This is a genomic window from Arthrobacter sp. (genome assembly GCF_031179985.1).
In the GTDB taxonomy this organism is placed as follows: domain Bacteria; phylum Actinomycetota; class Actinomycetes; order Actinomycetales; family Micrococcaceae; genus Arthrobacter.
In genome coordinates this window covers 21745-31650 of sequence record NZ_JAPSHJ010000018.1, presented here as the reverse complement: position 1 = coordinate 31650, position 9906 = coordinate 21745, and the positions used below count along the sequence as shown (strand labels likewise).

Annotated in this window: 12 protein-coding genes; 4 read left to right on the top strand and 8 right to left on the bottom strand. The window is 62.8% G+C overall.

What is annotated here, in order from left to right; genetic code table 11:
* The coding region (locus tag RIN13_RS10450; RefSeq protein WP_309107268.1) for an ice-binding family protein at positions 1 to 1411 on the bottom strand (1411 nt) is incomplete at its 3' end.
* A 419-nt stretch (positions 1412 to 1830) separates the two neighbouring features.
* Between RIN13_RS10450 and RIN13_RS10445 the strand changes: the two genes are divergently transcribed.
* Positions 1831 to 2352, top strand: a complete 522-nt coding sequence (locus RIN13_RS10445; protein WP_309107267.1) for a hypothetical protein — start codon at positions 1831 to 1833, stop codon at positions 2350 to 2352.
* Between the two features lie 118 nt (positions 2353 to 2470).
* Entirely contained in the window at positions 2471 to 3520 is a 1050-nt protein-coding gene (locus tag RIN13_RS10440; RefSeq protein ID WP_309107266.1) for a hypothetical protein, read from the top strand.
* On the opposite strand, the gene uraH is transcribed toward RIN13_RS10440, so the two are convergent.
* Entirely contained in the window at positions 3496 to 3837 is a 342-nt protein-coding gene (gene uraH, locus RIN13_RS10435) for a hydroxyisourate hydrolase (RefSeq protein WP_309107265.1), read from the bottom strand. The two genes, RIN13_RS10440 and uraH, sit on opposite strands and share 25 nt — an antisense overlap.
* Positions 3834 to 4331, bottom strand: a complete 498-nt coding sequence (gene uraD, locus RIN13_RS10430; RefSeq protein ID WP_309107264.1) for a 2-oxo-4-hydroxy-4-carboxy-5-ureidoimidazoline decarboxylase — start codon at positions 4329 to 4331, stop codon at positions 3834 to 3836. Before uraD ends, uraH begins: the two co-directional genes overlap by 4 nt.
* 88 nt (positions 4332 to 4419) lie before the next feature.
* Here uraD and RIN13_RS10425 point away from each other — a divergent pair, with 88 nt between their 5' ends.
* Entirely contained in the window at positions 4420 to 4851 is a 432-nt protein-coding gene (locus RIN13_RS10425) for a hypothetical protein (protein WP_309107263.1), read from the top strand.
* A gap of 39 nt (positions 4852 to 4890) precedes the next feature.
* Here RIN13_RS10425 and RIN13_RS10420 read toward each other — a convergent pair whose 3' ends face one another.
* Complete coding sequence (locus RIN13_RS10420; protein ID WP_309107262.1) at positions 4891 to 5238, bottom strand: VOC family protein; 348 nt, start codon at positions 5236 to 5238, stop codon at positions 4891 to 4893.
* 265 nt (positions 5239 to 5503) lie between these two features.
* Here RIN13_RS10420 and RIN13_RS10415 point away from each other — a divergent pair, with 265 nt between their 5' ends.
* Positions 5504 to 5836, top strand: a complete 333-nt coding sequence (locus tag RIN13_RS10415) for a pyridoxamine 5'-phosphate oxidase family protein (RefSeq protein WP_309107261.1) — start codon at positions 5504 to 5506, stop codon at positions 5834 to 5836.
* A gap of 197 nt (positions 5837 to 6033) precedes the next feature.
* Here the strand turns inward: RIN13_RS10415 and RIN13_RS10410 are convergent, their stop codons facing one another.
* From RIN13_RS10410 to RIN13_RS10395, 4 genes are all read right to left on the bottom strand, one after another.
* The gene (locus RIN13_RS10410; protein WP_309107260.1) at positions 6034 to 6909 is read right to left on the bottom strand and encodes an SGNH/GDSL hydrolase family protein; all 876 of its coding nucleotides are present in this window, start codon (positions 6907 to 6909) and stop codon (positions 6034 to 6036) included.
* Between the two features lie 93 nt (positions 6910 to 7002).
* A complete protein-coding gene (locus RIN13_RS10405) occupies positions 7003 to 7137 on the bottom strand; it encodes a DUF2905 domain-containing protein (RefSeq protein WP_375164760.1) in 135 nt (44 codons plus the stop codon).
* 23 nt (positions 7138 to 7160) lie between these two features.
* Positions 7161 to 8780, bottom strand: a complete 1620-nt coding sequence (locus RIN13_RS10400) for a polyketide antibiotic transporter (RefSeq protein ID WP_309107258.1) — start codon at positions 8778 to 8780, stop codon at positions 7161 to 7163.
* Positions 8780 to 9724 carry an ABC transporter ATP-binding protein gene (locus RIN13_RS10395; RefSeq protein WP_309107257.1) on the bottom strand — a complete coding sequence of 315 codons (945 nt, stop codon included), beginning with the start codon at positions 9722 to 9724 and terminating at the stop codon, positions 8780 to 8782. Before RIN13_RS10395 ends, RIN13_RS10400 begins: the two co-directional genes overlap by 1 nt.
* Positions 9725 to 9906 lie beyond the last annotated feature (182 nt).

Sequence of the window (9906 nt, the reverse complement as noted above, 5' to 3'; positions counted from 1 at the left end):
GAGGGAACCCGACAACGGCGGTGCCCGGGCTCACCCCGAGATCACCGCTGATGGTGGTCGCGCCAGTGCTGGTCACCATCGTTCCGGCCAGCACCGAATACGTCCCCGCAGCACCCAACCCCACAGGAGGAATCGTCGTATCAACAGTCAGTCTCTGGGTGGTGGTCCCGGTGTTCCCTGCGGTATCGGTTACTGACGCCAGTACAGCATGAGGGCCATTCACCAATTTTTCCGTGGTGGCGGCCCAGGTTCCGTCGGACTGGACTGGCACGGTCAGCGTCTGCCCGCCAACTGAGACTGTCACCGTAGTCCCGCTGACTGCATCTGTGGTCCCCTCGATCGTGGGAGTTGCCGTGTTTGTCGTCGTCACCGCCCCACCGGTGATCGCGACCACCGGGACAGTGGTATCGATGGTGAGGGTTTGAGCAGCGGTGCCAGTGAACCCTGCCGGGTTGGTTATTGACGACAATACTGTGTGAGCGCCGTCGGACACTGTTCCTGCAGTGAGGCTCCAGCTGCCGCCGGGTTGGACGGTTGTGATGAGTGTCTGTCCGGCAACGGTCACGGTCACGCTGGTCCCGGTTGGGGCGTCGGTAGTACCACCAACGGTAGGGGTTGCGTCATTTGTGGATGCTGTCGCGCCGCCCGTGATGGTCACGGCGGGATCACTGACGCTGGTGATGGTGTTTCCGGCGAGGGTGACTGTGTCGCGGGAGAGTGCTCTGCCGGTGAGGGTTGCGCCGGCTCCGAGGGTGATGGCGCCGGTGGCCATGATGGTTCCGCTGAAGGTTGATGATGCTCCGGTTCCTGCGGCGCCGAGAACCTGCCAGTAGATGCGGGGTGCCTGCGCGCCGTTGATCAGGGTGATGTTGCTGTCGGCGGCGGTGTTGAGGGCGGCGTTGACCTGGAAGATGAAGACGGCGTTGGGGTCGCCTTGGCCGTCCAGGGTCATGGCCCCGGTCAGGGCGAAGGCTGCGGCGGTCCGGTAGATACCTGGGGTGTAGGTCCGGCCGTTGTTGTCCCCGCTGAAGTCGCCTGTTGGGGTGCGGGCGGCGGCGTTGTTGTAGGCGGCCAGCAGGTCGGTCTGGGCCTGGGCTGCGTTCTCTCCGGTGCGGATGGCGCCGGTAACGATGCCGGGAGGGAACCCGACAACGGCGGTGCCCGGGCTCACCCCGAGATCACCGCTGATGGTGGTCGCGCCAGTGCTGGTCACCATCGTTCCGGCCAGCACCGAATACGTCCCCGCAGCACCCAACCCCACAGGGGTGGCGGCGGCGAATGCCAAAGAAGCATATGACAGCATGCCCGCAAACAGCAGGGCGCAGCTGAGCGCAGAGATGCGGGCGATCGTTGACCATAGCGCGCCGGAAAATTCTGCGACGCGTGGAGTCTCACCTGGCTTCTTACGCACTTCTTTCAGATGCCTTTCCACGACATTGCCGTCGGAAGGCGCCCATAGCGAGCAGAGAACCATCCCCCAAGGAGGAACCTAGCCCTTTACGGCCGGTTCTGCAATGTGCCGGGACCTCGTGGAGCCTCAACTCTCCTAAACGTGTGCGGAGCCGTCCATTTTGATCGGCGCAATTGACTTTGAGCTGGAAGAGGCACACAGTGGCGCTACGCACCAGATCGTTTGGTGACATCCGTTCATGGTGGGGGCTACAGGACGGATTACCTATTGCTCTCACGCGATGAGCCGATCAGCAGACCGGGAAAGTTAACCAGCAGATCGCTGGGGCCTCTTGGTCCAAGGACAATGTCGACAGACGCGTCAAGCGCTTCACCTAAGTCCAACACTCATTTTTGTCTATAGCTATTGGGGTCTCTCTCATGGGTTCAATCACCCGTACCGCACTCGTTCTTGCCTGCTCCGCCGCCTTAGCCGGAGGCATGGCGGTGCCAGCTTCTGCAGCTGATACGACCACCACCGTCACGGTTGAAACAGGGTTGCTCTCAATTGCAGCGCCTGCAAGCGCCGTTCTCTCGACCGGGACGCCTGGAGTAAATTCCACAGTCACCGTCGGGAACACCACGGTGACGGACGCCCGTGCGGGAGTGGCTGGATGGTCGGCTACCGTCGCCCTTCCTGCTTTGACGGGCGATGCGCGTCCGGCCCAAACCATCCCGACTACCGCGGCTACCTACCTGGCAGCCACAGTAACCCCGACCGGCACTTCGACGCTCGCAACCCCAGCAACGGGAACTGATCTGACTTCGGCTAAGGTTTCTCAATCCGCCTCTGCCGTCAGCGGTAACAACTCGGCGACTTGGACTGCGGCCCTTACGGTCCCGATCCCGGCCCAAGTACTGGCTGACACGTATTCCGCCTTAATGACGCAGTCCGTCTCCTAAACACGACGGAAACGGGGGTGGCCGGCCAGGCGGCCGCCCCCAGCGGCCATCATTTCCTCAGTTGGCCCTCACCTTCGTCACCAGACTAACGGCTGCCAACAATCAGGGGTTCCAGGTTTTGCGTTCTGCGATCACAGCATTTTCTCTGCTCATTCTGGCCTTGGCGCTTGTCCCTGCCGGAGCAGCCCATGCCCTACCTGAGACCTACCTTTCCTCAAGTAGCAGCCCGCCATCGCCCCAGCCAACCGGAATCGGCATACGCCTGCTGGATGTTCCGGCGGCCACCAAGGAGGATCCGCGTGCCCGCGCCTACATCGTGGATCGGCTGGAGCCCGGCACCGGAATCCAGCGTCGTATCCGGGTGGAGAATAACTCGACTGCCGCCCAGTCGGTGCGAATCTACTCAGGGGCGGCGCAGATCCAGGAGGGCTCATTCGTCGGGGGCAATGACCCTGCCGTGAATGAACTGACCACGTGGACCTCCATCGATCGCCCGCAAGTGGCGCTGCCGCCCGGCGAATCGGCCGACGTCATGGTGACCATCAACGTCCCCGCGGATGCCTCGGAGGCAGAGCAATACGCGGTGGTGTGGGCAGAGGTTCGGAGCGCTCCAGGCAACGGGACGAACATTGCCCAAGCCAGCAGAGTAGGGATCCGTATTTACGTTTCCGTCGGTCCCGGCAACGGAGCACCGGCTGATTTCCGCATCATGTCCATTACCGCAGGCCGGGATGGAAAGGGCAACCCTCAGGTATCCGCCGTCGTCACCAATACGGGGGGCAGGGCATTGGACCTCGCCGGAAGCATAGCGCTCTCCAAAGGCCCGGGCGGGATCTCCGCCGGACCCTTCGGAGCGCAAAAAGCGCTGACCCTGGCCCCTGGAAAGGACGGAACCGTGGTCACGACACTGAATCCCGCACTTCCCAACGGGCCGTGGAATGCTCAGCTGAAGCTCAAAAGCGGATTGATTGAGCATGAATCGGCTGCCATTGTCACCTTCCCGGATGCCGGGGAAGGAAAGACTGTCGAAATTGCACCACAAGCAGGGTTTCCCTGGATCGCCGTGGGCGCCCTGCTCATGACCTTACTCATAGCCACCGTACTGCTGCGGCTTTGGTTGCGCCGAAGGAACACAGGATTCCGTCAGCTGCCGCGGTACGTGGAGTAGCCGAAGGGGCTCAGCAGCAGGGGCACATGGTAGTGCTCGCCGGTGGTGTTTACTGCGAACACCAGATCCACCTCAGGGAAGAATGTCTCCTTATCCAGGCCCTTGTAGTAGCTGCCGGTGCCGAAGTTGAGGCGATAGGTCCCGGCAGGCAATGCCGCGGGTCCCAGGTCTTTGATCCGGCCGTCTGCGTCGGTGGTTCCGGTGGCGAGCAGGTGCCAGCCGTCGTCGTAATGCGTATAAAGCCCGACGGCGACTCCCGTCGCGGGGCGCCCCAACGCGGTGTCCAGGACGTGCGTGGTGATCTGTGAAACAGTCATTCGCTGATCATTCCTTCCAGGCGAAGCAGGGCGATTTCGCGCAGCTGTTGGGAGATGATGGCCTCTTCCTGGCCCGGGGAATGGGTCAGGCGTTCCCTGAGAGCCGTCAAGATGTCAGATGCCGATCGTCCCGCGGCGCGAATCAGGAACACCTGCCCGAACTTTTCTTCGTATTTCCGGTTGCCTTCAGCCAGGTCCTGAGCCACTTTGCCGTCGGCAGGACCCACACCAGCCTGCTCGGAACGGGACATGGAGGCTTCGGCGGTTTCCGCCGTCGGGCGTTCCCCGATCCGCGGGTGGTGGCTTAGCGCCTGCTGGATCTCGGCGCTGGTCAGCGGGTTTGCGGCAGTTCCGGCGAAATCCCTGAGGGCTGGCAGCGAGGGGAAGGGGCGGGCATCTGCAATCTGCCCCAGCCAACGCTCCACATCCAGGCAGGGGCGAAGCGCCGCGACGGCATCCCGACGGTTGAGCGCATTGAATACTGCAAGCTGCATACTGGATCTTCCTGAATAACGTGAAGAGACTGGGGCAACGGTGTCACGAGACTACAGCACCGCCCTTCCGGACTATGATCCTCGTTGTATGGAGAATGAAACAGCACCGCTGCCACGGGTCGACGGCGACGACCTCGAGTGGGAGGGCCAGCTTCAGACCTGGAACGGCCAGCCCTTCACCGGCATTGAGGTGTGGCGTTTCCCGAATGGCGCCATCGAGAGCGAATCGACCTACAAGGATGGCCACAAGGACGGACTGTCGCGCATCTGGTACGAGCACGGCCAGTTGCGCTCGCAGTTCACCTGCCGCCTTGGTGCCGCGCACGGCAACGTCAAGAAGTGGCATGCCAACGGCCAGCTCGCCGAGGACGGCAATTACGAATGGGGTGTACGTCTGGACGAGAAGGACTACGACGAGCAAGGGGTGCTGACCGACGCGTTCATCATGGATCCCTCCGACCCCAACTCGCAGTACGCCATCCTTCTGAAGTTCAGGGAGGTCTACGACAAGCATTTGTAGGGGTCTGAGTGGCTCAGGCCCCTCTCCGGGATTTGCAGTCTAGTTCTGGCAAATCATCAAAAGATTTCCGTCGGGGTCTTTGAATTTGAACCACTTATCAAACTGGACGTCCGCCACCTCGGCACTCTTCCCCTTCATGTACAGGTGTGCCTCCTGGATATCCTCCGTATTGAACACAACGGCTGGAATTTGGAAGACAGCTTCCGGGGAGTAGATCTTGCTGTCGAGGATGAGCCCGGCGCCTTCCATGGGAAGAACGTAAAGGTGGTCGTGCAGGATCTCTCCATCGGTGGGAACTCCCAGCATCCCGCAGTACCAGTCGCGTGCCTTGCGAAGATCGCTGACTGGAATGAAAACCATGCCTATCTGAGCTGCTATCGGATTCATGCCGATCCTTCTGGTATGTGCCTTTAATGAGTGCGCGGCGGTGCCACGATGGCTGATGCTGCCTACTATTGCACGGCTGTAAGCATCGCGACAAGGATCTAGGAAAACGATTGCCCGCCTTGTTCCAAAGTGCTGAGACGGGGTTTGATCATCCTTCCTTCCCATGGGAGCGTGTTCTGATGGGCAAGATATACGGTGCGATTGACGAGCGCCTGACGAAATTCATCGCACAGCAGCCGGTCTTTTTCGAGCGACCGCACCGCTGTTGATCGACGGGCACGTCAATGTCTCACCCCGCGGGCTGCCAGGCACTTTTGCAGTCCTCGACGAGCACACCTTCGCCTGGCTTGACGTCACCGGCAGTGGGAGCGAGACCATCGCCCACCTCCGGGAGAACAGCCGCGTCACGGTCATGTTTTGCGCCTTTACGGCCCACCAAACATCGTTCGCCTGCACGGCACCGCGCGCGTCATCAGCCGGTACGACGACGAATTCGAGTCACTCGCCCGGCACTTCGACGACAAACCGGGCACGAGGGCGGTCATCGTGGTCAACGTCACCCGTGTTTCCGATTCATGCGGTTGGGGCGTCCCTCTGATGAGCTTCGAAGGTCATCGCGATGCGCTGGGACCGTACTTCGAACGCAAAGGGACTGACGGCAGCGCCGAGTACCGGATCGCCAAGAACCGCCCAAGTAAGTATCCAGAAGTGGTCCCGCAGTCCTCACTGAGTGGTAATCCAGTCAAGGCCCAAGGACACGTGGGTCGCACCGGTACCGGATGCAATGGTAACCCATCAACTTTTGCCCGGACGGGTCCCAACGAAGGACCCCGGCGGCATTCCCGGCCCGAAGACGGGAGCGGCGTCCGGCCGTTTGGCGTGCCGTTCTTCCTCCGCGATGCGTTGTTTCAAGCGGTGCAGGACCCACGGGAACAGGTGCTCGCGTGCCCACAGAATGTCATCAGCCCGGGCCTCCCGCCATCTCCGCTCGGGCAACTCCTTGGGCATCATCGGTTCCAAAGTGTGGGGGATGTTAAGGGTATCCAGCACCATGGCGGCGATGGTGTGCTGGCCAAGGGGAGAGAAATGCAGCCGGTCCGGATCCCGCATCAGCGGATGGGTGAGTTCCCGCAGTGCCCATAGGTCAGCAATCACGGCATCATGGCGGGCAGCAATGATCCGCAGGTTTTCGTTGAAGATGGCCACCTTGCCACGTGTTCGTCCCAGGACCGGGGTCGCCCCCCAGTCCGGGCCCGCGAACAGCACCACCGTTGCGCCAGTGGAGGCCAGCAACTCCACTGCCGCATCGAGCCTGGCGGATAGTTTGTCCGGATCGCTTCTCCTGAAAATCAAGTCATTGCCACCCCCATTGAGGGTGATCAGATCCGGCAGTAAGGCAAGAGCCGGTCCTACCTGCTGATCCAGAATCTGCCGCAGCAACAGCCCCCGCACTGCCAGGTTCGCGTAGGCGAAATCCTCCTGGCCGATACTGAGCTCCTCGGCAACGCGGTCCGCCCAGCCCCTTAGGCCTCCGGGGCTGCGCGGTTCGGGATCCCCCACCCCTTCAGTGAACGAATCACCTAAAGCCACGAATCGGCTCCAAGGGTGCAGGCCATTTCTGTCATCAGGAAAGCCACCCGCGGTTCCGCCACCGTCACTGGGAACCTTCATCTCCCCATATTGCTCTCACTGAGCCGCAGGCGCCATGCCCGTCGGTTCTGGCCCGGACGTAAGCCTGACAGGACCTTCCTTATGACCCGAATATCACCTGCGGAAGAGCGACATAACGATGCTCACCACAACAGAAACTATGAGCATGGAGACCCACGGAATGTAGATACGCATGTTCTCGCGTTCAATTCGGATGTCTCCGGGAATAGGCTCCATTGCGCCAACCAAGCGCTTCAGGGCTACCAGCGCTTTTAGACCGTCACGTCCCTTTCCCGGATCAGGCGGCTGGCGGCGGCCGCCGCGCTGATGGCTATAGTAGCCATCAGCAGGGTCCCACCAGGGTTGAAGGCTTCAACGGGCATTGCTGACGAATGCCGGAACGGGCTCAGGTCCTGAAGCCACGTTGGCAGGCCAAGCAGCTCTCCGAACTGCCCCAAGGCCAGCGCTGCCGCCAAGGCGCTCCAGCCAACAGGGCTGCTCCAGCGGGGTGCCCGGGCGAACACCAGCACGGTCAGGGCTGGGAAGACGAGTGCTGCCGGAATGTGGGCCAGGGCGGCGGCAAACACAGTGCCCGGGCTGCTGCCCCCTTCTTGTCCCAGGGCGAGCACGACGGCGGCAGAGGCTCCGGCGGCAACGGCAACCGCCGTCGCCGTAATTGCCGCAACGGCGAGAGTGCTGCCCAGCCAGCGGAATCGCGACGCCGGCACGGATAGCAGCAGCTCGGCCCGCCCTTCGGCCTCTTCCGCCCGAAGCCGCAGCACAGCCTCGATGCCCGCGGCAGCGGCCAGGATTCCGGCAATGCCCAGCATCGCGGTGATGAACAGATCGACCAGGCCGGCGTCGCCGGGAACGATGCGGCTCATCAGTTCCGCCACGGACGGGTTTCCTTCCAAAGCGTCGCGGACCACCGGGCCCAGACCGCCGGCCACAGCCCCGAGCGCAGCGGCGGTGAAGCACCAGCCGGCCAGGCTTCCACGCTGCAGCCGCCATGCCAGGCCCAGCATCGACGCCAGACCGGCGCCCGCCCGCTCCGCGCCCGAATCATCCGCGGCGATGTAGCTGGCGCCCAGGTCCCTGCCGTTGCGAAGAGCCACAGCAACCCCTGCCAGGACTACTGCTCCGGCAGTGATAACCAGTAACGGCAGTGTGTCCGCCTCGGTGAAGGGCCGGATGCGCTGGCCCCAGCCGATGGGTGAGAACAGTGAGGGCCAGGCTGCGGTGACGTGCAGCAGTGCCAGGTCGGCGGTGCCGACGGCGTCACCGGCACCCCGGACCAGGTAGGCTCCGCCCACCAGCGCCGCGGCTGCGCCGTTGGCGCTCCTGGCGGAGGGCATGACCTGTGCCACCAGCGCGGCGGCCGCCATGAAGAACAGACCCACTGCGCCAACAGCTGTCCCCGCCAGGAATGATCCTGGTACCGGGAGTCCGGCACCGATAAATCCGGCGGCAACGGCCACTGCAAGAGCCACATTTGCGCAGATACCGAAGAGAAGGGTTGCGTACAGGGATGTCACTCGGGTGACCTGGGTGGAACCGACCAGTTCAAACCGGCCCTGGTCCTCATCTGCTCGGGTATGCCGTACTACCAGGAACGCACTCATCAACCCGGCTAACACCGCCGTGAACGAATAGCTCTGGAAGAAGGTGACCGCTCCGGAACTGATGCCGTCGGGAAGCCCCCGGAGGAATAGGAACGCAGGACTGGCCGCAGCCACCGAAATCAGGGCGGCCCGCTCATTGTCCTGGCCAAACTGTGTGGTGACGGCGGTGCCAGCCGCGTATCCCAGGCCGGCGATGCCCAGGATCCAGGCCGCCAGGATCCCCCCGTCCCTGCGTTCCTGGAGCAGCGCCAGCCGAAAAACGGCGCGCATCACAGCGCCTGGCCCGTGTGGCTTGCCTGCCCGATATTCTGTCCGGTTGCCTGCAGGCCGTAATGGCGCATGAAGAGCTCCTCAAGCGAAGGGGGCGAGGCCGTGATCCCTGTGATGCCTGCAGTTGCCAAAGCATCCAGGACGCTGCCCAGGTCTGCTGCATCGGCGTCGAATTCTATTGTCGTGCCGTCGATGCGGAGGTCGTGAATGCCCCGCCAGGTGGCCAGCACCTCGGGTGTCGCCGCCGACGTGACGCGGAAGCGGGTGCGGGTAAGATGCCGGAGTTCGGCCAGGGTCCCGGATTCCACAGCCACCCCGGACCGGATGATAGTCACCCTGTTACAGAGCTGTTCCACCTCGGTCAGGATGTGGCTGGACAGCAGCACCGTGGCCCCGTCCGAGGTGACCCGGCGGACGTGACGGCGGAACACTGCGTCCATGACAGGGTCCAGCCCCGAGCTGGGCTCGTCCAGGAGGTAGAGCCTGGCAGGGCGGGAAAAGGCCGCGATCAGGGCTGCCTTCTGCCGGTTGCCTTTGGAGTAGGTCCGCGCCTTTTTCCGTGGATCGAAATCGAACTCCTCGATGAGTTCCCCGCGCAGGTTTTCATTCACGCCGCCGCGCAGCCCGGCGAGCAGGTCGATGACCTCGCCGCCGCTCAGGTTCGGCCAGAGCGTCACGTCCCCGGGGACGTAGGCAACATCGCGGTGGGCCCGTACCGGCTCAGCCCACGGGTCGATGCCGAACACCCGGGCCGTTCCTGATGTTGGCCGGATCAGGCCCAAAAGAATCCGAAGCGTTGTGGATTTACCTGCCCCGTTGGGTCCCAGGAAACCATGGACCTCGCCTGGCAGAACGGACAGGTCTAAGCCAGTCAGCGCGGACGTGCGTCCAAAATTCTTCACGAGCTGCGTGGTGTGAATGACGGGAGTTGAGTCGATGTCCATGGCCGGTTCCTTGGTCGCAGCAATCACGCCCAAGACGGTTGCCAAGGGCCTGCCGCAGGCGTTTCCGCATGCGGGCCGACCAGGCTTCCCGGCTCTCCGGTCCTCATCATACAAGCGGTGCATGGCATCTGAAAGGGGTAAGGAACACGTAGCAGACGACCAGAAACGGGTACGGCTTACTC

Excerpts from the sequence above, each read along its gene's own strand:
- RIN13_RS10445 (WP_309107267.1), top strand. The coding sequence starts at position 1,831 with ATGGGTTCAATCACCCGTACCGCACTCGTTCTTGCCTGCTCCGCCGCC.
- uraH (WP_309107265.1), bottom strand. The coding sequence starts at position 3,837 with ATGACTGTTTCACAGATCACCACGCACGTCCTGGACACCGCGTTGGGG.
- uraD (WP_309107264.1), bottom strand. The coding sequence starts at position 4,331 with ATGCAGCTTGCAGTATTCAATGCGCTCAACCGTCGGGATGCCGTCGCG.
- RIN13_RS10425 (WP_309107263.1), top strand. The coding sequence starts at position 4,420 with ATGGAGAATGAAACAGCACCGCTGCCACGGGTCGACGGCGACGACCTC.
- RIN13_RS10420 (WP_309107262.1), bottom strand. The coding sequence starts at position 5,238 with ATGAATCCGATAGCAGCTCAGATAGGCATGGTTTTCATTCCAGTCAGC.
- RIN13_RS10410 (WP_309107260.1), bottom strand. The coding sequence starts at position 6,909 with ATGAAGGTTCCCAGTGACGGTGGCGGAACCGCGGGTGGCTTTCCTGAT.
- RIN13_RS10400 (WP_309107258.1), bottom strand. The coding sequence starts at position 8,780 with ATGCGCGCCGTTTTTCGGCTGGCGCTGCTCCAGGAACGCAGGGACGGG.
- RIN13_RS10395 (WP_309107257.1), bottom strand. The coding sequence starts at position 9,724 with ATGGACATCGACTCAACTCCCGTCATTCACACCACGCAGCTCGTGAAG.